Raw genomic sequence first — 24745 nt, forward strand, 5'->3', positions numbered from 1 at the left:
ACCGGGGACCCTGGCGTCTCCCCGGACCGGACTTGCACCGGCTGGCTATCCTGAGCTTGACGTCCGGTTACAGCACCCACACCCCTTCTGAGCTGCGATGATGCCCGGACTGCTGGACGTACGCTTGGCGTTTATCCTCTGCGGGCTTGGTGTTCCTTGATCGACTCGGCGCGTTTGATCGTCTTGCCGACGCTGTGATGGCTGGCCCGCTGGTTGTTCTTCGATCCGGAGGGTCGTCCGGGGCCGGGTCGGGACGGTTTCGGTGCGGCTGCCGGACGGGCCGCGGTCGCACGGACGTTGCGAAACCCCCGCCTGACCCGGGCAGGGGTGAGGCGACGAGGTTCGGTTCGTCGTTCCCAGGGCCGCCGGAGGTCTTCCGTGAGAGGCCGGGCGAGACAGAGCTGGGTATGTGCGGCGATGATCAACCAGGTCCACAGATCGGCGGTGTCGGCGCGGCGGACCTTCGGTGCAGTCCATCCGAGGGTCTGTTTCATCAGCCGGAAGGTGTGCTCCAGGTCGAAGCGGCGGAGGAACGACTGCCACCACCGGTCCACGTCCGCCGATGTGGCCGAGGTTGCGGAGCACCACAGCCAGACCGGTTTCGGGTCGCGGTCGCCCGGCAGGTACTCCACCGTCAGGCGCATCAATGTGCCGTGCAGGACGGGTAGTTCCTCTTCCGCGTGCTCCAGCCAGGGGCCGCGGTGGGTGAGACGGGGATGCACACGGTTCCAGGCCATCGTCTTGGCCGTGCCGTAAGCGGGTGGTGTTCGTGGCGGTGGTGACGTCGGGCTGGTGCCAGGTGTCGGGCTTGGCGAAGGTGAGGACGCCGCCGTGCCGGCGGGGCCGTCCGCCTTTCGGTCCGGAGCGGGCGGGGCCCGGGTCGCGGAGCATGAGGCGGTCCGAGCTCAGTCGTCCGAGCAGCACGACGGGCAGGTCCCGCAGGGAGTGGGAGAGGTAGGTGACGTCGTAGCCGGCGTCCATCACGATCAGGATCTCGGGGTCACCCGGCTTCCAGTGCGCCGCGTCGGTCAGGCGTTCCACGACCTCGCGGAGCTGGGCGGCGGTGGCGAGTGTCGCGTCGTCCGTGGGTCCGAGCCGCAGGGCGTCCAGTAGCCGGCACCAGGAGGTGCGGCCTGTTTCCAGGGCGGCGACGAAGGAGTACGGCCAGCCCGGGATGAACTGGTCCGTTTTGCGGTCGCCCCGTCCGTAGACGTGGCAGAACAGCCGGTCGTCGCTGGTGGGAGCGTCGGGGCGGAGCCAGTTGCTCACGTCCACGGCCAGGACGATCCGCCCGTCGGCCGTCTTCGGCAGCGGTAGGCCGGCCAGAGCGCGTCGCAGACGCGTCGGTTCGATCCAGCCCCGGTCCAGCCCCGAATACAAGGCGCTGTGTCCGCGCCGGTGCTCGGCCGTCAGCGACAGTTCGACCAGGGTGTTCACCGGCCCGTCCGCACACAGCACCGCGTCGGTGAGCTCGAAGAGCGCGTCAGCCCGAGCATACAGGCAGTCGTAGAACTCGACACGAAAGCGGGACAACACATCCAACGCCTCGCGTCCGGACACGTCGGCAGACAGACTCATACACAGCGGCCGTTCTCTGATGCTTTGTGACTCGACATCTCGAAGCGTGGAGAACGGCCGCCTCCGCTGTCCCGGGAAACACCGCAGATCAGCAGGTCGGGTGACGAGCGACAATAAACGCCAAGCTTAGGGCGCGCCCTTTACTCCCACTCTGCGGCCCCTCGAAGGAGGTTGTGGTCAGACATGTTCGCACTCTTGCCCAAGGCGTCGCCCTGGACGTTCCGGAAGTGGTCCGCCGAGACGAAGATGTAGTCCAGCTTCCCGTTGGCGTGCGTGGTCTCTCCGGAGCGGCAGTAGATGCCGGTGCAGTTGGGGGTGAAGTAGTCCTGGTCGCTCTCGTCGACCTCCCCGTAGCGGCCCGTACCTCCCTGGAATCCGTAGAACTCGCTCATCTCGGCGCTGGTGGCGGCTGCGTTGAAGTCTCCCCCCAGGATCACGGGCAGGTTCCCCGCCCACTCGTCGACCTTCGCGCGGACCGCCTTGGCCTGCGCGAGGCGGCCGGCGTCGCCGACATGCGACAGATGCGTCACGCAGGACAGCGTCGTGCGTCCCTCGATCGCACCCTTGGCGCAGAGCAGACCGCGAGGGTTACCGTCCTCCGGGTTGGCCGGCAGTGCGAAGGTCAGCCGTTCCACGGAGGCGGTCTTGACGAAGATCGCCAGCCCGATGCGCAGGTCGGGGTTGTCCGTGTCCCACTCGCCGCACCCCTTGACGTTGCTCGTCGCGTACCAAGCGGGCGCGTATCCGGTGAGCTTGTCGCGCAGGGCTTCGTACTGGTCGTAGCAGATCTCGGTGAGCATGACGGAGTCCGCGGACCAGTTGTCCATGGAGGTCTTGATCGTCTCGCCCCACTGATCCTTCGAGACACGGTCGTCGCAGGCAGCGCCGCAGGCGTTGTAGGTCAGCATCCGCACGGAGGGAGCAGTCGACCCCGAGACGATGTCGGCCTGCGCGGACGCGGCCGTGCCGAAAGCCGTCAGTAGGACGGCAGCGGTGAGGGTCAGCATCCGCCGGACGGCTTTGAGCAGCAAAGATTTGGACACGGTTACCGGATTTCTCTTTGTGTGTGCCAGGTACGCGCCAGCGGCGGACAGCTCGCTGTTACCGGCCGAGAGCACCCAGGAGGATGGTGGAATGTGATTCCGTTGCCTGATAGGTGCGCAGGGCGCCCAGCGTTGCTTGTCGTGGAGACACAGAAAACCGCGAGATGCGGACACTTCTGTGTTCATGACGACCCCGACGGCCAGTGGCGCCGGGGGGTTGCATCCGTCTCGCCTGCAAGGGCGGCCTGATCAACTGTATTGCGGTGGGAAACTGCGTCGAACTAGTCGACGTTTAGCGTCTGGTGCATGTCCACGGCGGACATGAGAGGTCGACTTCGACCTACGGCTGCGGGGCCCCCGGGTGTCTGCCCCGGAGGTCCCCGCAGCCATGATCCGGGCGTTCTAGGCAGCTCGCTCTGTGCGAGAGCCGCTCGAAATCCCGGGGGTGGCGAAGGGTCAGACGACGCGGGCGGCGGAGATCGGGCGGGCCGAGGTGGCGTACGTCTTGTCCGACCCGGAGTTGACGCTCCAGCGGTACGCTGAGAACTCGCCGGTCGCGTTCGAGGCGTAGAACATCATGTGTCCGATGCCGACGCCCTTGAAGTTCAACGACCGGGATTCGTCGAGATTGTCGACCATCCTCGAGTCGGGGTAGGGCTCGTAGGTGGACAGGCCGAAGACACCATGGGGTGCGGCTGTGCTGTCGATGACCTCGACCGCGTACTGCGTCTGGTTCGGGAGATTCACCGACCCTGTGAAGACGCCCTTGACCTCCCGGACCATGACGATGTGCCCGGTGTTGTTCGGGACGGCGCCCTGATAGTCCACCGCGATGAGATCGCCCGGCTGCAGGTCGGCCACCTTGCGGATCTTCTTGAAGTGGGGGCCGGGGTCGGCATCGAATCCGACGCGGTAGTCTGCGGCCTCCGGGCCGGCGTCACCGAAGTGGTCCTTGAAGTACGTTCCGGTGGTCGCGGCCCACGCCGGGTACGTCTGCCGGAGCACCCTGGTGATGAACGACGAACACCGGGCGCGGGCGATCCACGTCGTGGGATCGGCGGGCGAGCCCCAGACGACCTCGGGTGTTTCGCCGATGAGATAGTCGTTGTTGTGCCGGGCCGTCTTCCCGCTGATGACGGATATCTCATCGGCCGTCAGCGCCCGGTTGTACGCGCGGACGTCATCGATGCTGCCGTGCCACCGGTTCGCCGGTGCACCATCCCACTTGGCCCGTCCGATATTGAACCCCTGGGTAGCGGCCCAAGCGATCGTCGCGTCAGTGCCGCTGCTCTCCTGGATGCCATTGACGTGGATCCGGAGGTTGCCCTTGTCCCACACGCCAGTCAGGTGAACCCACTGGCCGGGCACGACAGGGGTCGTCGCGAACACCTCTGCCTTGGCCTTCTGGTCCTCGCTGCGCACCTTGAACGCCCACTTCCGGGCGATGTCGTCGTACATCAGCAGGAAGCGGCTGGTCTTAACGCCGTCCTGGCTGACCGCCGTGTAGGGGTTCGCTTCCAGCGGCGCCGGGTTCGCGGGATCGTCGGACAGTCGCACCCACGCGGCGACGGTGAAGGGTGCCGTGGTGTCGAGCACGGTGTTCGTAGACGCATACGCCGCGGAGGAGCCGTCGAAACTCAGCTCGCCACCCGCGCGCAGCTTCGTCCAGCTCGCGCCCGAACCCAGCGCGACGGACCGCTCGAAACCCGACCGGTCTGCGCCGTTGCCGTCCAGCGGCCAATGACCCGTCAGGCCGGCCGGCAGGTATCCGGCGGCCAGCATGCGCTGGTACTGGACCATCTGCTCGGCCTGCACCAAATGCGGTACCGAGACTGGCGTGAAGGGAGTAGTCAGCGTCTCCGCAGCCTCGGCCACCCCCGCGGTCCGCGCCACACCCACAAGCGCCCCGGCCCCCGCAATGGCCGCCCCGCCCAACAGACTTCGTCTGCTTACCATTTCCCTGCCCCCAAGATCAAACCGAGTCCGAAGCCAGAGTTTACGGGCTGTTCCTTCAGCTGCTGCCAGGAGCGGACGTCGCCCGCATCACAGGCGGACGGACCACGCGAACAGGCGTTGACCTGTCCTTCAACGCGGATCACACGGCAGGCGCCGCGTCTTGAGACCACACGGCACCTCAACGGTCGAGCGGGGTTCGAACCGCTCCAGCAAGATCTGCGCCGGAACCCCGATCTCCTACAGCACGACGAAGGCCCAAGTGGGGTTCTGCGAAAAGACGGAACGGGATCTCGCCGCCGTCACCGCCGGCCTGACGCTGCCCTGGAGCTCCGGCGTGCCCCGGGGCCGTCAGCCGCGGCACCGCAAGGGGGAGCGGTTGTGCATCTGACGCGACGATATGGATAAACGATTCAGCAGCCGCCCGGTTACGGCCACCGTCCAAGCGGCACGCACCATCGTGGCCGCGGCGGGTCAGCCGCTGCTGCATGCCCTCGGCGAACCCGGACGTCGGCGAGGGGGAAGCGCAGCCGGGGAAGCGCAGTGGGCCAGCGCACGAATTCCTGGATGAACAGCTTCGGCAAGCTCCGCCGCTGCAACGAGCGACTTAGAGGTCGTTTTCTGCTGGTTTATGTCACTCCCTGAGCCTCAGTGGTTCGCTCCAACCTCCGGCGTTTCGGATCTGGTTGCGTCTGAGCGGCACGAAGCGCCACGGTCGCCATCTTTTGGAACGAGACAGACTCTGCAGGATGAGACGGGAAATTCGGGCCTCCCATACTCTCCGGCAGACGCTTGAACTCCTCCACACCCTCGAGTGATCTCACGCCACAGCGGCATATCGGTATCAAACAGGCTTTACCGATGAAAACGACCTCTTAGTGGGCGTTTACATAGCACTTTTCTAGTATGCGAGATTTGTTCATGCCCCAGTTTGATCGCCTTTGCCCGGTAGGAGGTGTGCATCCCCACCCGGATCACGAACCCGCCTGCCCGTCTCGTTCGCTTCCGTGTCTCGAAGTCCGTCTGGTTTGAAGACGCCCCAGAATCGCCGGACAGTCAGCGGAACCACACCCTCCGGACTCAGTCATGTACACGCTGTGCCGTGAGCGAGCGCAAGCCCTACCCCAGCGACCTGTCCGACGCCCGATGGGCCCTGATCGAGCCTACGCTGACGGCCTGGCGAAATGCCCGGCTCGAACGCCGTCCCACAGGAAAGCCAGCCAGGGTCGAGTTACGGGACGTGTTCAACGCGATCCTCTACATCAACCGCACGGGAATCCCCTGGAAATACCTCCCGCACGACTTCCCCAGCCACGGCACCGTCTACGCCTACTACGCAGCCTGGCGCGACGAGGGAATCTTCGCTCAACTCAACTACGACCTCACCGGTCTCGCCCGCGTCAAGGAAGGCCGCAAAGCCGAGCCGACCGCCTCGGTCATCGACACCAGAGCGTCAAAACCTCCACCAACGTGCCCCTGACCAGCCAAGGAGCCGACGCCGCGAAGAAGATCGTCGGACGAAAACGCGGCATCCTCACCGACACAATCGGCCTCATTCTCGCCGTGACCGTCGCCAGCGCCGGCCTCTCCGAGAACGCCATGGGGATACGCCTCCTCGATCAGGCGAAAGCCGCCTACCCGACCATTGCGAAAAGCTGGGTCGACACCGGCTTCAAGAACACCGTCATCGAGCACGGCGCCCGCCTCGGAATCGACGTCGAAGTCGTCAACCGCAACCCCGAAAAGCGCGGCTTCCACGTGGTGAAAAGACGCTGGGTGGTAGAGCGGAGCATCGGCTGGATCATGATGCACCGCCGTCTGGCCCGCGACTACGAGACCCTCACCACCAGCTCCGAAGCCATGATCCACATCGCCTCCATCGACAACCTCGCCAAGCGCATAACGGACGAAACCACACCAACCTGGCGAGGAACCTACTAGGGCATAATCGGCAATCCGCCTAGATCAAACGCCCTCTTAGACGTCGTTTCTTATGGCGTGATCGTTCGTTGAACCGTGCATGACGGATCTGGTTGAGCGGCTGGTGCCGGAGGAGTTGTGGGTGCTGTTCCGGCGGGTGGTACCGCCGACGGAGGTCATACGTCCGCAGGGGTGGCGGCCGGCGTCGAGCGGGCGACCGCGCGGCATTGGCCGCGATCATCTTCGTGGCGACCTCGGGCTGCACCTGGCGGCAGCTGCCGCCGGTGTTCGGCCCAAGCTGGCAGACGGTCTACCGGCGCTTCGCCCAGTGGAGCCGGGTCCGGGTCTGGGCCCGCCTCCACCGCGTCATCCTCGACGAACTCGGGGCCCGCGGGGAACTGGACTGGTCGCGCTGCGCGATCGATTCGGTCAGCATGCGGGCTGCAAAAGGGGGCCTCTGACGTGACCGAATCCGACCGATCGTGGCAAGCCTGGATCGAAAATCCACCTGATCGCCGACCGGAACGGACTGCCGCTCTCGCTGGGCATTTCCGGCGCGAACATGCACGACAGCCTCGGTCTTGAACCACTCGTGCGGGGCATCCCACCGATCCGGTCCCGGCGAGGACCCCGTCGACGGCGCCCCGCCAAGCTCCACGGAGACAAGGGCTACGGCTATGACCACCTGCGTCGATGGCTCCGCAAACGCGGCATCCGCCACCGCATCGCCCGCAAGGGCATCGAATCCTCACAACGGCTCGGCCGCCACCGGTGGGTCGTCGAACGGACCGTGTCCTGGCTCGCCGGCTGCCGTCGGCTCCACCGCCGCTACGAGCGCAAGGCAGAACACTTCCTGGCCTTCGTCGGCATAGCCGCAGCCCTCATCTGTCACCGTCGCCTCACCAAATGAAACGACCTCTACAGTAACGAGCTGGTGCGTGTATTGATAGACCCTGCCGACTCCATGCCAGCCGGAACCGACCCAGCCGCGCTCGTGGCGGTACTGGACGCGCCACGGGTGCCGATGAGGGAACAGCCCGAGACGGCCAGGCTCGGCACGAAGGCCACCATCAACCTCCCTCAGGGTGCCGAGCGAAACTGGACGTGGCCAGGCTCGGCGCACTGGGCGAGTCGAAGTCGTTGCCTCGACGGTGGGGCCGTTGGAGAAGATACGCCCGTCGCGCGGCGGCGACGTCGCCGGTAGCTGCCACACCGACCGCCTCGCCAAGCTCCTACGCACCCAGCTCCCCGCCGACCACGGGCCCGGCCGCCCCGGAATCCCCCCGGCGGAGGCCCATGAAAGAGAGGTGTCGCGGGCGGGGAGCCGGGCGCGCGTGAGTCGGCCCCGAGCAGTGGGTCATAGCTCGGCAGCCGACATGACTCTGGCCAGGAAGAGGTCTCCGGGCGTGCCGGAGCCAGCTGGGCCGTCTTCTTCCACGTCTCGCCTTCTCTTCGCCACGTGAGACGGTGACAGTCCGTGATGGTCGCCGATCGATGGAGCAGGCCGTCCGCCAATAGTCGTATGCGGCAGGCGTTGAATCGCGACGGTCGATGTGGGGAGTCGCGTCGTTTGGGCGTCCCGGCAGCCGGGGTGGTCCTCCTACCGTGACAGGTACAACGACGACGAGAGCCGACGGCGTTGCAGATGGGCGAGAGAGGAGCGTCATGAGCGACGGCAGTCTGGAGGCCAAGGACCTGACCAAGCGCTATGGCCGGAGTTCGGCTTCCTCGTATCTCGTCTGTGCCTCGACGAAGGGCACGTTGACGTAGGTGACCTTGATGCGGGGGCTCGCGTGCTCGAACTCTTCGACCAGCGCCTTGAAGGCCGGTGCTTCCTTGTCCGCTTCGGAGGTGTCCCACCAGGTGATCGTGACCGGAGCGCCTGCGGAGGCGTCGGAGCAGGCTGCCGCGGAGAGGACGAGTGTCGCCGCGGTGACGGCCACCGTTAGGACACGGTGCATGGGAACTCCTTGAGAAGGTGTCGGGCCGGATCGCGTTCCGGCTCGGTGGGCCGTGTACGGGATGAGAAACCGGTGAGCCCTCCTCCGGGGCCGGTGCAGCCCCGGAGGAGGGCTTGCTGCGTGACGACCCCGTAAGTCGGCACACAGCTGCGGCGTCTAGCGGGTCAGGATTTCTTGAAGACGGTGACGGCGAGCGGGTCGGCGCTGGTGCTGGTGGAGTCGCCAGAATCAGCCACATGCCGGCGCTCTCCGCGCAGCACGAAGGCACCAGACCCCTGTAAGTCGTCAGATGCTCCCGTCGTGGCTGCTGGGCTCGGGCGGAGACTCTGCTTGCACACTCGCACGGCGCTGGACGGCAAAAGGGCGGCGAACGCCAGCGGGTCGCGATGGGCCGGGCCATCTCCCGTTGGCCGTCGGTGTTCCTGATGGACGAGCCGCTCTCCAGCCTGGACTCGAAGGTGCGCGGCCACCTGCGGGCCGAGATCGCCCGGCCAACCGCCGAGCTGGGCGTCACCACGGTCTACGTCACGCACGACCAGTCGGAGGCCGTGTCTCTCGGCCACCGGGTGGCGGTCATGCGCGGCGGCGTCCTGCAGCAGGTCAGCTCACCACGGGACACCTACGCGCTGCGGCTAACGCGTTCATCGCCGCGTTCATCGGGACCCCCCGCATCAGCCCACTCCGGGCCGTCGTCCACGCGCCGCTGGGCGCGGCTATGTGGATCGATCTGGGACGCCACCGGCTCGCCCTTCCCCAACCCCTCAGCACCGAAAACCAGTTGCTCCGGATCCAGCAGCGACGTCCGGTCATCGTCGGCGTGCGCTCGGAGGCGGTCCGGATCGCCCCGCCCAGCCAGGCGCAACCGGGCGAGGTGGCGATGACGGGCATCGTCGAGCACGTGGAGTACCAGGGGCACGAGGCACCGGTCCACGTGGACACCGGCTCACGCCCCGCGGTGGTGGCCGTCTCACCGGCGGCGCGGCTGGGCTGAGCTGGAGTCGGCGCGGCGCCCGGCCGCTCCCCGGCGCAGCCTCAGGCGTCAGCAGAGCGGCTTCGGCCGGCTCAGGGACCGGGCCGTGGAACGGCTGTCGGGGTCGGTGGCGGTCCTGGACGCGCGCCCGGAATCCACCCTGGAATCCGCTCAGGGGCCTGACGCTGGTATCGCTCCGCGGCGGCTGGGGGCGGTGCGCAGCGACCTCGTGGTGCGCACGGGACCGCATGTCCGGGTGAGGGTGGGAGCACAGATCCCGCTATTGGTCGATCTTGGGCAGTTGTAACGTCTTCGACCATGCGGGGCGTCGGGTGTCTCCGGCCGGGTACGGGCTCGCCCCTCTGGAGAGGTAGCGCCCTGGTCCCGGCCGGCCCACCTCGCAGCTGCGGGGTGGGCCAGGGGCTCAGTGCGCAGCACGCTCCTGCAGCGTGGTTCGCCAGGCCGGAAGCGGCTCCTCGCGTTCAGGTTCCGTGCCGTGGCCGCCACGCGCGAAGAAATCGGCGAGAGGCAGGATTCCCGCGCCGACGGTGACGGCGTCCGGGCCGAAGGTGCCCAGGTCGATGCGGACGTTGGCAGCCGGATACGACAGGGCGTAGGAGGTGGCGTAGGAGCGTACGGAGTCCAGGAAGCGAGTGCCGAGCTGCAGGCCGGCCCAGCCGCCTACGAGGATGCGTTCGGGCTGGAAGAGGTTGATCAGGTCGGAGAATCCCGCGCCGAGGTACTCGGCGGTCTCCTCCAGGACGGCCAGTGCCGTCGTGTCGGCATCGGGGGTGCCGTCGGGGCCTGGTGCCGGGTAGGCGGCGGCGAGCATCGCCGTCAGGGCGGTCTCTTCGTCGGTGTCGGCCGGCGGGCGTCCGCCGGCCTCGGCCCAGCGTTCCAGGAGGGCCTCGGCCCCCGCGTACGCCTCCAGGCAGCCCTGGGCGCCGCAGCGGCAGCGACGGCCCCGGACGCGCACGGTCAGGTGGCCCCACTCGATGGCGCGGCCGGTCCGGGTGTCCTCGCTGACCACACAGGCGCCGACACCTGAGCCGAAGAGCACGACGACGGCGTTGCGCGCTCCGCGGCCGGCGCCGAACCACATTTCGGCCTGGCCGAGGGTCTTGGCCCCGTTGTCGATGTAGTACGGGACGGTTTCGGGCAGCAGGTGCGAGTCGCGCAGCATCCGTTCCAGGGGGACGGCGTCCCAGCCGATGGTCTGGCCGTGGACGACGGCTCCGTCCTCGGTTCTTGCGACGATGCCGGGAACGCCGATGCCGACGCCGAGGAGCCGCTCGGGTGCGATTCCGGCCCGGTGCAGAACCTCGGTGATGCCCTCGCGGAGGTGTCGCACCACGACGGCGACGTCGTAGCGGTCGACGCGGCGGGGCCCCGCCGTCTCCAGGGGTCGCTCCACACGTGCGAGTTCGGTCAGGGTCAGGTCGAAGACCTCGATGCGGATACGGGTCTCTCCGACGTCGACGCCGATCATGTAGCCGCTGGTCGGGCTGACGCGGAGCAGGGTCCTGGGGCGCCCGCCGGCCGACTCGACGCTCCCGGCTTCCTCCACCAGGCCGTCGGTGACCAGCTCCGCGACCACGTTGCTGATGGATCCGGAACTCAGTCCCGTGGCGGGACCCAGGGAGAAGCGGCTCAGAGGGCCGTCGAAATACAACCGTTGCAGAACGGCGGTCCGGTTCTCGCGCCGCAGGTCACGCACTGTTCGGCCGCTACGTACTCGCACTCTGTCCCCTGTCTTCGATGCCCATACCTGCAAGATACCTGCGTGAACGCTCTTGACGAGGCCTTCGCTTGAGGTTTAACTCACATCCTAAATTAAGCCATGCGGTTTTGGGGGCGAACCGCGGAACGTCCGCCCCCACACCGCAGTCGGCTTCCCGTTCCTTCCTGAAAGGCCCATGGAGCCATGCGCAGAATCAGAGTCGCAGCGGTCGGCGCAGTCACCCTCTCCCTCGTCCTCGGGGCGGCCGCCTGTGGTGGCGGCTCCACCAGCGGTGCCGGGTCCAACAAGCAGCCGAAGACGCTGACCTACTGGGCCTCCAACCAGGGATCGAGCCTGGAGGTCGACAAGCAGGTCCTCCAGCCGGAGCTCGACAAGTTCGAGAAGCAGACGGGCATCAAGGTCAAGCTCGAGGTCGTGCCGTGGGGCGACCTGCTCAACCGCATCCTGACCGCGACCACCTCCGGTCAGGGCCCCGACGTCCTGAACATCGGAAACACCTGGAGCGCCTCACTGCAGGCCAGCGGCGCGCTGCTCCCGTGGGACGCCAAGAACTTCGAGAAGATCGGCGGCAAGGACCGGTTCGTCGAGTCGGCGCTCGGCTCCACCGGCGTCCAGGGCCAGGACCCGGCGGCCGTCCCGCTGTACTCCATGGCCTACGCGCTCTACTACAACAAGAAGGCGTTCGCCGACGCGGGCGTCACCAAGCCGCCGACCACCTGGGACGAGCTGATCGCCACCGGCAAGCAGCTGACCAAGGACGGCAAGGCCGGGTTCGGCGTCGAGGGCTCCAACCTTTCGAACAACATCCACCAGGTCTTCGTCCTGGGCAAGCAGCACGGCGCGGACTTCTTCACCGCGGACGGCAAGGCCGACTTCACCTCCGACGGCGCGGTCAAGGCCGTCAAGCAGTACGTCGACCTGATGGCCGACGCGCAGATCGTCGCCAAGGGCAACGCCGAGTACTCCCAGAACCAGTCGCTGAGCGACTTCGCCAAGGGCAAGACCGCCATGGTGCTCTGGCAGACCGCGTCGGCCACCTTCGCCGCGCAGGGCATGAAGGAGGACGAGTGGGGCGTGGTCCCCGCGCCCGTGCAGTCCGGCGCGCCGGGGCAGGGCACCTCCACCAACTCCATGGTCGCCGGCATCAACATGGCCGTCTTCAAGAACACCAAGAACATCGACGGTGCCACGAAGTTCGTGAACTTCATGACCGGTGACGAGGAGCAGAAGATCCTCAACAAGGCCTACGGCTCCATCCCGCCCGTGAAGTCCGCGCAGACGGACCCCGCGTTCAACACCCCCGGTCTCGCCGTCCTGCGCGACACCCTTGCCAAGAGCTCCGCCGCCCTCCCGCAGGTCCCCGAGGAGTCGCAGTTCGAGACGGTGGTGGGCACCGCGGTCAAGGAGCTCTTCGCCGACGCCGCGGCCGGCCGGCCGGTGACGCTCGAGTCGGTGAAGGCCAAGCTCGACAAGGCCCAGCAGCAGATGCCCAAGAAGTAGGCACGGATACCTCATGACGACCACCGCACCCCCTCGTACGGGCAAGCGGACGGTACGGAAGAACCACCCCGGAGCGGCGCCCCGCACCCGCCGCTCCGGGCGGCTCCGGCGCATTTCCCTGCCGTACCTGCTCCTGCTCCCCGCACTCGTCCTGGAGCTCCTGGTCCACCTGATCCCGATGATCATCGGCATCGTCGTCAGCTTCAAGGAGCTCACCCAGTTCTACCTCCGCGACTGGGGCAGCGCGCCCTGGGCCGGCCTGGACAACTACTCCCTGACCGTCGACTTCGACGCACCGGTCGGCGAGGCACTGCTGAGCTCCTTCTTCACCACGTGCCTGTTCACCTTCTTCTCCGTGGGCCTGTGCTGGCTGATCGGCACGGCGGCCGCGATCTTCATGCAGGAGACGTTCAAGGGCCGGGGCATCCTGCGCACCATCTTCCTGGTGCCGTACGCGCTGCCCGTCTACGCCGCCGTCATCACCTGGGCCTTCATGTTCCAGCGCGACAACGGCCTGGTGAACCACGTCATCCACGACCAGCTCGGGCTCACCGACAGCCCGCCGTTCTGGCTCATCGGCGAAAACAGCTTCATCACCCTGCTGGTCGTCTCGGTCTGGAAGGGCTGGCCCTTCGCCTTCCTCATCATGATGGCCGGCCTGCAGAACATCCCCCGCGAGATCTACGAGGCCGCGGCCCTGGACGGGGCGGGCGTCTGGCAGCAGATCCGCCGCATCACGCTCCCCTCGCTGCGCCCGGTCAACCAGGTCCTGATCCTGGTGTTGTTCCTGTGGACGTTCAACGACTTCAACACGCCGTTCGTCCTGTTCGGAAAATCGGCGCCGTCGGCGGCCGACCTCATCTCCATCCACATCTACCAGTCCTCGTTCCAGACCTGGAACTTCGGAACCGGTTCCGCGATGTCCGTCCTGCTGCTGCTGTTCCTGCTCGTGGTGACGGGCGTCTACCTCCTGTTCACCTCCCGAGGAAGGAGCGCCACCGATGCCTAAGCACAGTCAGGTGGTGCAGTCCCGGTCGCCGATGGCGCCCCCCAAGTCGTTCCTCGTGAGCCGGCTGGTGTTCCTGACCCTGCTCACCGGTTTCGTCCTGTTGCCGGTATACGTCATGATCTCCAGTTCGCTGAAGCCGCTGCAGGATGTGTCAGGGAAGTTCCAGTGGATCCCCTCGGGCCTGACCGTCCAGCCGTACTTCGACATCTGGAAGACCGTCCCCCTCGCCGATTACTTCATGAACTCGCTGATCGTGGCCGGGGCGGCGACCGTCTTCTCCGTCGTCATCGCGATCTTCGCGGCCTACGCCGTCAGCCGCTACTCCTTCCGCGGCAAGCGGCTCTTCACCGTCACGGTGCTGTCGACGCAGATGTTCCCCGGCATCCTCTTCCTGCTCCCGCTGTTCCTCATCTACGTCAACATCGGCAACGCCACCGGGATCGCGCTGTTCGGCTCACGCACAGGGCTGATCCTCACCTACCTGACGTTCTCGCTGCCGTTCTCGATCTGGATGCTGATCGGCTACTTCGACTCGGTCCCCAGGGACCTCGACGAGGCTGCCAAGGTCGACGGCTGCGGCCCCATCGGCGCGTTGTTCCGCGTCATCGTGCCCGCCGCGATCCCCGGCATCGTCGCCGTCGCCGTCTACGCCTTCATGACCGCCTGGGGTGAAGTGCTGTTCGCCTCGGTCATGACCAACGACGCGACCCGCACCCTCGCCGTGGGCCTGCAGGGTTACTCGACCCAGAACGACGTGTACTGGAACCAGGTCATGGCCGCCTCGCTCGTCGTGAGCCTGCCCGTCGTCGGCGGCTTCCTCCTTCTCCAGCGCTACCTCGTCACCGGGCTGACCGCCGGCGCCGTCAAGTAGCCCCCTCCTCCCATTGATCTTCGAAAGGCTTGCTGTGTCCGATTCCATCGACCTCGGCGCCTTCCCCCAGGACTTCGCCTGGGGCACGGCCACCTCCGCTTACCAGATAGAAGGAGCCGTCAAGGAGGACGGCCGCGGCCCCTCCATCTGGGACGCGTTCTCCCACACCCCCGGCAAGGTCGACAACGGCGACACCGGTGACGAAGCCTGCGACCACTACCACCGCTGGCCGCAGGACATCGCCCTCATGAAGCAGCTCGGCACCAACGCCTACCGCATGTCGATCGCCTGGCCGCGCATCGTTCCCGACGGTTCCGGGCCGGTCAACGCCCGCGGCCTCGACTTCTATGACAAGGTGATCGACGGGCTCCTGGAAGCCGGCATCACCCCCTCTGTGACCCTCTACCACTGGGACCTTCCCCAGGCCCTGCAGGACCGCGGCGGCTGGACCGTCCGCGAGACCGCCGAACACCTCGCCACCTACACCTCCGCCGTCGCGGAACGGCTCGGCGACCGCGTCACCCATTGGGCCACCCTCAACGAACCGCTCTGCTCGGGCTGGATCGGCCACCTCGAAGGACGCATGGCCCCCGGCCTGACCGACCTGACCGCCGCCGTCCGCGCCTCCTACCACCTCCTGCTGGGCCACGGCCTGGCCACCCAGGCCCTCCGTGCCGCAGCACCCGGCGCGCAGATCGGCCTCGTCACCAACCACTCCACGGTGGTGCCCGCCACGAACCACCCCGAGGATCTTGCCGCCGCCGCCCGCATGGACGGACACACCAACCGCTGGTGGCTCGACCCGGTCTACGGACGCGGCTTCCCCACCGACATGCAGGCCCTGTACGGCGTGGAACTGCCCGAGCGCCCCGGCGACCTGGACACTATCGCCGCCCCCCTCGACTGGCACGGCCTCAACTACTACTTCCCCGCGACCGTCGCCAACGACGCCACGGGCCCGGTCCCCTTCGCCCGCGAAGTCCGCCTCCCGGACGTACCGCGCACCGGACTGGACTGGCAGATCGACGCCACCGGCATCGAATCCCTGCTGCTGCGCCTCACCAACGACTACGGCGTGCGCAAGCTCTACGTCACCGAGAACGGCTCCGCGTTCCCCGACACCGTCGGCCCCGACGGCGCGGTCGACGACCCCGAGCGCACCGCCTACCTCGAGCAGCACCTGGCGGCCTGTGCTCGCGCCGTCCGCCAGGGCGCACCGCTGGCCGGCTACTACGCCTGGTCCCTGCTGGACAACTTCGAGTGGGCCTACGGCTACGACAAGCGCTTCGGCCTCGTCCACGTCGACTACGCCACCCAGCACCGCACCGTGAAGACCAGCGGCCGCCGCTACGCGGACATCGTCCGCAGCCACCGTCAGCTCCACGCGTAACCGGCGGCCGAACCCGGTCCGGTTTTCACCCCGAGGCACGGTTGGCCGTCCCCACCCACGCAGAACGCTCGGCTGGGACACCCAGCCGAGCGTCCGGCCGTTTCCCGGGGCGCCGCGGGGCCCCGTTGACCCGCTCAGGGGCGCCACTTCGGGTTGTTGCGTGCCGACTCGTGGCGGCTGTAGTCCGGGTGCTCGAAGCGGTGGTACTCGAAGATCTGGTCAGCCCATACCGGGTCGAAGGGGAGGTGGGCGCGGAGGGCGTTCACCTTTCCGACGGTTCCCTTCTTCGCCGCCCGGCCATCGTCAGGTTCACCGACCAACGGCCACCGGACGAACTGGTCCAAAGCGTTCGGGCCATCCCCCTTGCGGGGCACGGTGTCGTGGTCTGTCGGCTCGCCGACGGCACGGCCTTCCTCCCCGGTGGAACCAGGGAGGAAGGCGAGTCGGTCGACGAGTGCATGAGCCGCGAGCTAGTCGAAGAAGCGGGGTTCCTCATGAAGGGGCGACCTCACTGGTTCGCCGCACACAGCGGCGTCTCCTACCACCGCGTCCCCTACAGGCCCCACGCCCCCTTCCCTTTGAAGGCCTGGCTGTGGGGGGCGGTCGAAGGGGAGCTCGCCGGTCCCCCCACGAACCCCGCCGGCGCCGAGCAGGTCACCTCCGTCAGCGTGCTGCGACCACAGGACGCCGTAGCCCTCCTCGAAAACGAAGGCCGGGGCTACGCGCAAGCGCTCCGGCACTGGATGATCTCGGGAGCCCCCGTTGAGTTCTGAGCAGGACACCGAACGCGATCTGATCGTCGACACCGACACGCTGGGAATCAACGACGACGCCCTAGCGCTCCACTACCTCTTCGCCCTGCCACGCGTCCCTCACCTGATCACCACAGTGTTCGGGAACACCACCGCCGCCATCTCCACGGAACACGCGCGCACGCTGACCCGTGATCACCTCCTCGACGTCGACGTCGTCCACGGATGCGAAAAGCCCCTGTGGTGGCACACCCCCGTCCGAGAGGAGGTGCGCGGGATCGTGGCAGCTCTGCCCGCGGCCACGTACGTGGCGGCGCTGCGTACGGACAACGACGGCTTCTGGGACGCCGATGTCGCGGACGGGTCGGCTCCCGCTGTGCTCGCCGCAGCCCTGACCCGGTCCGAGGGCTCCGACGTCCTCGGTATCGGCCCCCTCACGAACATCGCCCGGGCCCTGCGCGGACTGGGGGCCTCGGGAGTGGCGCGGCACCGCCTGTGGATCGCCGGTGGATCCATCAGGAGCGGAAACGTCACGGAGTGCGCCGAGTTCAATGCGTTCGCCGACCCCGAAGCCCTGCAGGAGTGTTTGTCGGCGGGGTGGGAGGCCAACGGCGGACGCATCGACGTCACGGCAGAGGAACTCTCGCTGCACCGTTGCGGCAGCGACTACTCGGACTACGAAGCGTGGCCGGAACTCGTGTCCCGGCTCAAGGACATCAGGTAAGGAGACGTCGGGCCAGGCGAAATGGTTCAGGCCGAATCGCGTATCACCAGTTCGGCCTCGAAGACGATCGAGGCGGGTTCCGTGCGAGTGCCCTGAATGTGTTCCGCCAAGAGGCGTGCCATCTCCGCGGCCATCTTCTCGACGGGCTGGCGAACCGTGGTCAACGCGGGGCGGCACGTCGCAGCGACGCTCGAGTCGTCGAAGCCGATGACAGCAACGTCCTGAGGTACTCGCTTGCCCTGTTCGCGCAGGACCTGGCAAGCGCCCTGGGCCATCAGGTCGTTCGCGGCGAACACTCCGTCCACGTCCGGATGCTCGATCAGCAGCTGCGTCATGGCCGCCGCGCCGCTGTCCACCGTGAACGTTCCCTCGGCCACCGGAACCTCGGAAATCCCCGCCGAGGCCAGAGCCGCACGGAACCCGTCGAGCCGGTCCTTGGCGGCCGGGATCGACTGGGGTGCGGAGATCGTCGCGATCCGCCGGCAGCCGCGGGCCAGGAGGTGTTCGGCGGCCAGCCGGCTTCCGTCGGCGTGGGCGAGATCGACGTAGCTGACTGCCTGCTCGGGGTCAGGACGGGCGAAGAGCACCACGGGAATCCGTGCGGCGACGAGCATCGCGGGCAGGGGATCGCCGGCCTGGATCGACACCACCAGCGCGCCGTCTGCGGCACCCTGACCCAGGTAGTCCACTGCCTGCTCTCTGGCGACCTCGGACTCGGCGACCAGGATGACCGGGTGCATCGCGTGCGCCCGCAGGTACCCCACTGCCCCGCTGACCACCCGCCCGAAGAACGGGTCGGCGAAGACGCGCGAGGCGAAGGTGTCCCCGGCGCCGGAGATGATCAGCGCAACCGTTTCGGTCCGCTGGGTCACCAAGGACCGGGCGGCCCGGTTCGGCCTGTACCCCGTCTGCTCGACCGCGTGACGGACGAGTTCCTGAATGTCGGGATCCACGTTGCGGGTCCCGTTGACCACCCGCGACACCGTCGCCCGGGACACACCCGCCTCGCGCGCCACGTCCTCCAGCGTCGGGCCTCGTTTGCTCATGCCCAGAACCCTAACGCGCCGCCTGGTCACGGTGGTCCGGCCCCGCGGGACGCCGCGGCCGAGCCCACCCCGGGCATCGGGAGCGGGTCCGTGTCCGTGTCCGGATGACCGGATGTCCGCCGTACGGGATCACCAGCCGTCCTCCGCTGGACCAACCCCGGACCCGAACTCTCCCTCTGTGGAGGGGCGGTGACGGGCCGTGAGAGGTACACACACGGGGACCACTCGGGCCTCGGGCGGCCCGCTGCCTGTGTCCCACGTGTCCACCCCCTCCCACCTCGGAACTTAATGAAAGATGAAAGAAAAGAGTGTCGAGGTCCTTGACCGGTCGATCGACTGACGGGCAAGGTCTGGAGAGCGCTCTCCCGTTTCAGGTTCGTTAAGGAGCACCCATGCCTACTGGCATATCCGTCGATGCATCGCCACGCAGACGTCGTCCGGCCGTAACCCGAAGGGGGATCGCCGGGGTCGTCACCACCGCCCTCTTCGGCACCCTGCTCGCGCTGGCACCTCCGGCCCCCGCCGCACCGGCCGAGCCGGAACTGCTCTCCCAGGGCAAGGGGGTCACGGCCTCCAGCCAGGAGCACTACGGCACCCCGGCCACCGACGCCGTGGACGGCGACACCGGCTCCCGGTGGGCCAGCGCCGCCTCCGACGCCCAGTGGCTGCAGGTCGACCTCGGAGCCACGGCCGAACTCGGCAAGGTCGTCCTGCGCTGGGAGGCCGCATACGCCAAGGCCTACCGGATCGAACTGTCGACCGACGGCACCAACTGGACCACGGCCCACTCCACGACCACCGGCGCCGGCGGCACCGAGACCGTGAACGTGACGGGCAGCGCCCGCTACGTCCGGATGCAGGGCGTCACCCGCGCCACCGGATACGGCTACTCGCTGTGGGAATTCCAGGTGTTCGGCGCCAACGGCGGAGGCACGGGCCCCGTTCTGCCGGGCGGCGGCGACCTCGGCCCGAACGTGCACGTCGTGGATCCGTCCACCCCCGGCATCCAGGCCGAGCTGGACCGGGTCTTCCGGGAGCAGGAGTCGGCGCAGTTCGGTTCCGGCCGGCACGCCTTCCTCTTCAAGCCCGGTACGTACGACAACCTCAACGCGCAGGTCGGCTTCTACACCCAGATCGCCGGTCTCGGCCTGCGCCCGGGCGACACCACCATCAACGGTGACGTGACGGTCGACGCGGGCTGGTTCAACGGCAACGCGACCCAGAACTTCTGGCGCGGTGCGGAGGGTCTGACCGTCAACCCAGTCAGCGGCACCAACCGGTGGGCGGTCTCGCAGGCGTCCTCCTTCCGCCGCATGCACGTCAAGGGCGGGCTCAACCTGGCGCCGAACGGCTACGGCTGGGCCAGCGGTGGCTATATCGCCGACTCCAAGGTCGACGGCCAGGTCGGCAACTACTCGCAGCAGCAGTGGTACACCCGGGACAGCTCCATCGGCGGCTGGTCCAACAGCGTGTGGAACCAGACCTTCTCGGGCGTCGAGGGCGCTCCGGCCAACGCTTTCCCCGAGCCCCGTTACACCACGCTCGACACCACGCCCATCTCCCGCGAGAAGCCCTATCTCTATATCGACGGCACCCAGTACAAGGTGTTCGCGCCGGCCAAGCGCGTGAACGCCCGCGGCACCAGCTGGGCCAACGGCACCCCGCAGGGCGAGTCCGTCCCGCTCAGCCAGTTCTACGTGGTCAAGCCCGGCACCACCGCCGCCACGATCAACCAGGCGCTGGCTCAGGGCCTGCACCTGCTGTTCACGCCCGGCGTTTACCACGTCGACCAGACCATCAACGTGAACCGCGCGAACACCATCGTGCTCGGCCTCGGCCTCGCCACGATCATCCCGGACAACGGCGTCACCGCAATGAAGGTCGCGGACGTCGACGGCGTCCGCCTCGCCGGCTTCCTGATCGACGCCGGACCGGTCAACTCCCCGACCCTGCTGGAGCTCGGACCGCAGAACTCCTCCGCCGACCACGCCGCCAACCCCACCACCGTGCAGGACGTCTACATCCGCGTCGGTGGCGCCGGCGCGGGCAAGGCCACCACCAGCATGGTCGTGAACAGCGACGACACCGTCATCGACCACACCTGGGTCTGGCGCGCCGACCACGGTGAGGGAGTGGGCTGGGAGACCAACCGAGCCGACTACGGCGTCCGCGTCAACGGCGACGACGTCCTGGCCACCGGCTTGTTCGTCGAGCACTTCAACAAGTACGACGTCGACTGGTACGGCGAGCGCGGCCGCACGGTCTTCTACCAGAACGAGAAGGCGTACGACGCCCCCAACCAGGCAGCCATCCAGAACGGCAGCACCCGCGGATACGCCGCCTACCGGGTGGACGACTCCGTCAACATCCACGAAGCCTGGGGCCTGGGTTCCTACAGCAACTACAACGTCGATCCGACGATCATCCAGGACCACGGATTCCGAGCCCCGGTCAAGCCGGGAGTGAAGTTCCACAGCCTGCTCACCGTCTCACTCGGCGGCAACGGTCACTACGCCCACGTCATCAACGACACCGGGCCGTCCACCGTCCCGGCCGGCACCTCGACCGTTCCGTCCACCGTGGTCTCCTTCCCCTGAGTCCACCCCCTCCCCACCGGCTCCGCTCACCCATCGGAGCCGGCCCCGACTCCCCCGGGCCCGGTTTCCGCCCTGCCGCCGCGCCCGGGGGCCACCAACACCTCGCGACCAGGCCGCCTCCCCGGCCCGAACGAGGCCCGAGCCGTCCCGCGGGGAAGTCGCCCCCGCGGGACGGCCGGTCATCCCACCGTCATTGACACCAGGAGCCGCAATGTTCCATCCCCCCTCCACCAGCACCCCACCCCGCCGCACACGCGGCGCGGCGGCCCTCCTCACGCTCGGAGCGCTGCTCGCGTCTTCGCTCGCGCTGGCCGGTGCACCCACCGCGGTCGCCGCGGAGTCCCTGCTCTCCCAGGGGAAGCCGGCCACCGCCTCCTCGAGCGAGGGTGAGGCCTACGCCGCGTCCGCCGCGGTCGACGGGAACCTCACCGGCACCCGCTGGGCCAGCCAGTGGCGCGACGCCGAGTGGATACAGGTCGACCTCGGAGCCGTCCGCAACCTCAGCCGCGTCGTCCTCACCTGGGAGGGCGCGTTCGGCAAGAACTACGAGATCCAGGTCTCGGACGACGGAACGAACTGGCGCACCGCCAAATCCGTCACCGGAAGCGACGGCGGCACCGATGAGATCGCCATCTCCGGCAGCGGCCGTCACGTGCGGATGAACGGCCTGGTCCGCTCCGGCGGCTACGGCTACTCGCTGTGGGAGTTCCAGGTCTACGGATCGGCCCAGGACGAACCCCCGGGCCCCGGCGGCGCCGTGCGCGTGGCCGGATCCCAGGGCAACTGGCAGCTGACCGTCGGCGGACAGCCGTACACCGTCAAGGGACTGACCTGGGGCCCGTCCTTCGCCGACGCCCCGAAGTACATGCCCGACGTGAAGTCCATGGGCGTCAACACCATCCGCACCTGGGGCACGGACGCCTCGAGCAAGTCCCTGCTCGACACGGCCGCGGCGAACGGCGTACGGGTCATCAACGGGTTCTGGCTGCAGCCCGGCGGCGGCCCCGGCTCCGGCGGCTGCGTCAACTACGTGACCGACACCGCGTACAAGAGCACCATGCTCACGGAGTTCGCGAAGTGGGTGGACACCTACAAGTCGCACCCGGCCACGCTCATGTGGAACGTCGGCAACGAATCCGTCCTCGGCCTGCAGAACTGCTACAGCGGCACCGAACTGGAAGCACAGCGCAACGCCTACACCACATTCGTGAACGACGTCGCCAAGCGGATCCACACCATCGACCCGGACCACCCGGTCACCTCGACCGACGCCTGGACGGGCGCGTGGCCGTATTACAAGCGCAACGCCCCGGACCTCGACCTGTACTCGATGAACGCCTACGGCGACATCTGCGGCGTGCGCCAGGACTGGGTCGACGGCGGTTACAACAAGCCCTACATCATCACCGAGACGGGACCGGCCGGCGAGTGGGAGGTGCCGAACGACGCCAACGGCATCCCCGAGCAGAAGACCGACGTCCAGACCGCCGAGGGCTACACCACGGCGTGGAACTGCATCACCGGCCACCAGGGCGTGGCCCTGGGTGCCACCATGTTCCACTACGGCATCGAGCACGACTTCGGCGGCATCTGGTTCAACCTGCTGCCCGACGGCCTCAAGCGACTGTCGTACTACGCGGTGAAGAAGGCCTACGCCGGATCGACGGCGGGCGACAACACTCCGCCGGTCATCAGCAACATGGTCGTCAACCAGGCCTCGCAGGCTCCGGCCGGCGGCGAGTTCACCGTCAGCGCCAACGTCAGCGACCCGCAGAACGACCCGCTGACGTACAAGATCTTCCTCAGCGGCAACTACGCCAACGGCGACAAGCGCCTGGTCGAGGCGCAGTGGCGCTCCACGGGCAACGGGACCTTCGCGGTCACCGCTCCCGAGAAGCTCGGCGTCTGGAAGGTGTACATCCAGGCTGAGGACGGCCGTGGCAACGCGGGCATCGAGACCAAGTCCGTCAAGGTCGTCGCCCCGCCCGTGAGCGGCACCAACATCGCCCTGAACAAGCCCGCCACCGCCTCCTCCTCGCAGGCGTCCTACGGCGACTGCCCCTGCCCCGCAAGCAACGCCACCGACGGCAACACCGGCACCCGCTGGGCCAGCGACTGGAGCGACCCCCAGTGGATCAGCGTCGACCTCGGTGCTCCCACCGCGATCCGCAAGCTGCAGCTGGTCTGGGACCCCGCCTACGCCAAGTCCTACGCAGTGCAGGTCTCCGATGACGGCACCAGTTGGCGCACGGTTCACACCACGACGACCGGCAACGGTGACATCGACACGGTCGCCGTGTCGGCGACGGCCCGGCACGTACGGCTGAACCTGACCGCCCGAGGCACCGGCTGGGGCTACTCCCTCCACGAGTTCGGGATCTACAGCTGATCCACCACCCCATGACGGCGTGACCGAGACCGGTCCGCTGACCGCGGCGGGCGTGCCACCGCGGTGCTGCGCCGGCCGCGCCGAGCGGCCGGTCGCATGGGTGGCGGGAGGGAGCCCCTCCCGCCACTCCTCTTCTCCCATCCGGCAGGAGATCTTCATGAGACTGACTTCCAAACGGCTCAGCGGGCTTCTCATCGGCTCCGCCCTCGTCACCAGCGTCCTGGGCGTCGGCGCGATCGCCACGGCGGCGGATCCGGGCAGCACCTCCCCCTCGTCGGCCGCGAGCATCCACACCGGTCATTCCATGGCCGCATCCACCCAGGCGTCGGGTGACGACGCCGACGGGGACGGCTACATCCCCGCAGTCCCGCAGGTCACCGGCGTCACCCCGTCCGACAGGACACCGCCGCCCGCCTACTTCCACGAGTTCCAGGCCAACTGTTCGGTCACGCACACCGCGCCGGACGACCCGATCGTCTACCCGGGCCAGCCCGGCCGGTCCCACGATCACACGTTCATGGGCAACGCCTCCACCAACGCGAACAGCACCACCGATTCGCTGTACGGAGGCGCGACCGCGTGCAAGGCGCCCGCCGACGCCTCCGCGTACTGGATGCCCTCGCTGTACAAGGGCGACCAGAAGATCCTGCCCATCGGACCGCAGGTGATCTACTACAAGGCCGGCGTCACCGACTACACCAGCGTGCGTCCCTTCCCCAAGGGTCTGCGGTTCGTGGTCGGCAACCCGCTGCAGACCGCCCAGCAGTTCCGCAACCACAAGGGCTTCGTCGAGGGCTGGGAATGCGGCGACAGCTTCTTCAACAGCGACATCCCGACGAGCTGCCCCAGCCGACCTGACGTCCAGCTCAACATCCGGTTTCAGGCTCCCAGTTGCTGGGACGGCAAGTACCTCGACACCCCCGACCACCAGAGCCACATGGCCTACCCGGTCGTCAAACCCGGCACCAACGACAACATGTGCCCGGCCTCCCATCCCGTCGCCCTGCCGATGGTCGAGTTCAAGATGGCCTTCCCCGTCAACGGCGACATGAGCCAGGTCCGCCTCGCCAGCGGCCGCGGCTACTCCTTCCACTACGACTTCTTCAACGCCTGGGAAGAACGCACTCTCAAGGCCATGGTCGACCACTGCATCGTGGGCGGCTTGCAATGCGACCCGCGCGGCTACGACCAGAACCACCCCGACCGCGGCGCGGTACTGAACGCGGAGTACCGGCTGCCCTGACCCAGTCGGCCCTCCGTACCGGCCCGGCCCGCCCCGTCTGAACAACGGGGCGGGCGGG

Annotated in this window: 15 protein-coding genes and 4 pseudogenes; 13 read left to right on the top strand and 6 right to left on the bottom strand. The window is 67.8% G+C overall.

Annotated features, from left to right (window positions below; all coding sequences use genetic code 11):
• Positions 1-131 precede the first annotated feature (131 nt).
• From OTB16_RS17905 to OTB16_RS17915, 3 genes and pseudogenes are all read right to left on the bottom strand, one after another.
• A pseudogene (locus tag OTB16_RS17905) lies at positions 132-1578 on the bottom strand (NF041680 family putative transposase).
• A gap of 140 nt (positions 1579-1718) precedes the next feature.
• Positions 1719-2621, bottom strand: a complete 903-nt coding sequence (locus OTB16_RS17910) for an endonuclease/exonuclease/phosphatase family protein (RefSeq protein WP_267721235.1) — start codon at positions 2619-2621, stop codon at positions 1719-1721.
• Between the two features lie 456 nt (positions 2622-3077).
• Positions 3078-4496: a LamG domain-containing protein gene (locus OTB16_RS17915; RefSeq protein WP_267721236.1), complete on the bottom strand. Its 1419-nt coding sequence runs from the start codon at positions 4494-4496 to the stop codon at positions 3078-3080.
• Between the two features lie 241 nt (positions 4497-4737).
• Between OTB16_RS17915 and OTB16_RS17920 the strand changes: the two genes are divergently transcribed.
• The 3 genes and pseudogenes from OTB16_RS17920 to OTB16_RS17930 all read left to right on the top strand — a co-directional run bounded on the left by OTB16_RS17920 (position 4738) and on the right by OTB16_RS17930 (position 7404).
• The gene (locus OTB16_RS17920) at positions 4738-4965 is read left to right on the top strand and encodes a hypothetical protein (protein WP_267721237.1); all 228 of its coding nucleotides are present in this window, start codon (positions 4738-4740) and stop codon (positions 4963-4965) included.
• A 711-nt stretch (positions 4966-5676) separates the two neighbouring features.
• A pseudogene (locus OTB16_RS17925) lies at positions 5677-6515 on the top strand (IS5 family transposase).
• Between the two features lie 88 nt (positions 6516-6603).
• Positions 6604-7404 (top strand): annotated as a pseudogene (locus OTB16_RS17930) (IS5 family transposase).
• Between the two features lie 796 nt (positions 7405-8200).
• On the opposite strand, the gene OTB16_RS17935 reads toward OTB16_RS17930, so the two are convergent.
• Positions 8201-8455, bottom strand: a complete 255-nt coding sequence (locus OTB16_RS17935) for a hypothetical protein (protein ID WP_420717725.1) — start codon at positions 8453-8455, stop codon at positions 8201-8203.
• 350 nt (positions 8456-8805) lie between these two features.
• Between OTB16_RS17935 and OTB16_RS39280 the strand changes: the two are divergent.
• Positions 8806-9799, top strand: a pseudogene (locus OTB16_RS39280) (TOBE domain-containing protein); the annotation flags it as partial.
• A 50-nt stretch (positions 9800-9849) separates the two neighbouring features.
• Here OTB16_RS39280 and OTB16_RS17950 read toward each other — a convergent pair.
• Positions 9850-11166 (bottom strand): ROK family protein, encoded by a 1317-nt coding sequence (locus OTB16_RS17950; protein WP_267721238.1) that lies wholly within the window; start codon positions 11164-11166, stop codon positions 9850-9852.
• A gap of 183 nt (positions 11167-11349) precedes the next feature.
• Here OTB16_RS17950 and OTB16_RS17955 point away from each other — a divergent pair, with 183 nt between their 5' ends.
• The 6 genes from OTB16_RS17955 to OTB16_RS17980 all read left to right on the top strand — a co-directional run bounded on the left by OTB16_RS17955 (position 11350) and on the right by OTB16_RS17980 (position 17412).
• Complete coding sequence (locus OTB16_RS17955; RefSeq protein ID WP_267721239.1) at positions 11350-12666, top strand: ABC transporter substrate-binding protein; 1317 nt, start codon at positions 11350-11352, stop codon at positions 12664-12666.
• A 13-nt stretch (positions 12667-12679) separates the two neighbouring features.
• Positions 12680-13675, top strand: coding sequence for a carbohydrate ABC transporter permease (locus OTB16_RS17960; protein WP_267721240.1), 996 nt, complete (start codon positions 12680-12682; stop codon positions 13673-13675).
• Between the two features lie 31 nt (positions 13676-13706).
• On the top strand, positions 13707-14546 hold the full coding sequence (locus OTB16_RS17965) for a carbohydrate ABC transporter permease (protein ID WP_267721425.1): 840 nt from the start codon (positions 13707-13709) through the stop codon (positions 14544-14546).
• 34 nt (positions 14547-14580) lie between these two features.
• Entirely contained in the window at positions 14581-15936 is a 1356-nt protein-coding gene (locus tag OTB16_RS17970; RefSeq protein ID WP_267721241.1) for a GH1 family beta-glucosidase, read from the top strand.
• Positions 15937-16106: 170 nt separating this feature from the next.
• Positions 16107-16709 carry an NUDIX domain-containing protein gene (locus tag OTB16_RS17975; protein WP_267721242.1) on the top strand — a complete coding sequence of 201 codons (603 nt, stop codon included), beginning with the start codon at positions 16107-16109 and terminating at the stop codon, positions 16707-16709.
• Positions 16699-17412 (top strand): nucleoside hydrolase, encoded by a 714-nt coding sequence (locus tag OTB16_RS17980; RefSeq protein WP_267721243.1) that lies wholly within the window; start codon positions 16699-16701, stop codon positions 17410-17412. The genes OTB16_RS17975 and OTB16_RS17980 overlap by 11 nt, the downstream gene beginning before the upstream one ends.
• Positions 17413-17438: 26 nt before the next feature.
• Here OTB16_RS17980 and OTB16_RS17985 read toward each other — a convergent pair whose 3' ends face one another.
• The gene (locus tag OTB16_RS17985) at positions 17439-18458 is read right to left on the bottom strand and encodes a LacI family DNA-binding transcriptional regulator (protein WP_267721426.1); all 1020 of its coding nucleotides are present in this window, start codon (positions 18456-18458) and stop codon (positions 17439-17441) included.
• A gap of 392 nt (positions 18459-18850) precedes the next feature.
• Between OTB16_RS17985 and OTB16_RS17990 the strand changes: the two genes are divergently transcribed.
• The 3 genes from OTB16_RS17990 (at position 18851) to OTB16_RS18000 (ending at position 24687) form a co-directional block, all read left to right on the top strand.
• Positions 18851-21055, top strand: a complete 2205-nt coding sequence (locus tag OTB16_RS17990; protein ID WP_267721244.1) for a discoidin domain-containing protein — start codon at positions 18851-18853, stop codon at positions 21053-21055.
• Between the two features lie 211 nt (positions 21056-21266).
• Positions 21267-23444: a discoidin domain-containing protein gene (locus OTB16_RS17995; protein ID WP_267721245.1), complete on the top strand. Its 2178-nt coding sequence runs from the start codon at positions 21267-21269 to the stop codon at positions 23442-23444.
• Between the two features lie 157 nt (positions 23445-23601).
• Positions 23602-24687 (top strand): DUF1996 domain-containing protein, encoded by a 1086-nt coding sequence (locus tag OTB16_RS18000; RefSeq protein ID WP_267721246.1) that lies wholly within the window; start codon positions 23602-23604, stop codon positions 24685-24687.
• Positions 24688-24745 lie beyond the last annotated feature (58 nt).

Source organism: Streptomyces antarcticus, assembly GCF_026627255.1.
GTDB classification, from domain to species: Bacteria; Actinomycetota; Actinomycetes; order Streptomycetales; family Streptomycetaceae; genus Streptomyces; species Streptomyces antarcticus.

Bases quoted from the DNA above. Each gene is read 5' to 3' on its own strand.
- OTB16_RS17935 (WP_420717725.1), bottom strand. From the start codon at position 8,455: ATGCACCGTGTCCTAACGGTGGCCGTCACCGCGGCGACACTCGTCCTC.
- OTB16_RS17955 (WP_267721239.1), top strand. From the start codon at position 11,350: ATGCGCAGAATCAGAGTCGCAGCGGTCGGCGCAGTCACCCTCTCCCTC.
- OTB16_RS17960 (WP_267721240.1), top strand. From the start codon at position 12,680: ATGACGACCACCGCACCCCCTCGTACGGGCAAGCGGACGGTACGGAAG.
- OTB16_RS17965 (WP_267721425.1), top strand. From the start codon at position 13,707: ATGGCGCCCCCCAAGTCGTTCCTCGTGAGCCGGCTGGTGTTCCTGACC.
- OTB16_RS17985 (WP_267721426.1), bottom strand. From the start codon at position 18,458: ATGAGCAAACGAGGCCCGACGCTGGAGGACGTGGCGCGCGAGGCGGGT.
- OTB16_RS17990 (WP_267721244.1), top strand. From the start codon at position 18,851: ATGCCTACTGGCATATCCGTCGATGCATCGCCACGCAGACGTCGTCCG.
- OTB16_RS17995 (WP_267721245.1), top strand. From the start codon at position 21,267: ATGTTCCATCCCCCCTCCACCAGCACCCCACCCCGCCGCACACGCGGC.
- OTB16_RS18000 (WP_267721246.1), top strand. From the start codon at position 23,602: ATGAGACTGACTTCCAAACGGCTCAGCGGGCTTCTCATCGGCTCCGCC.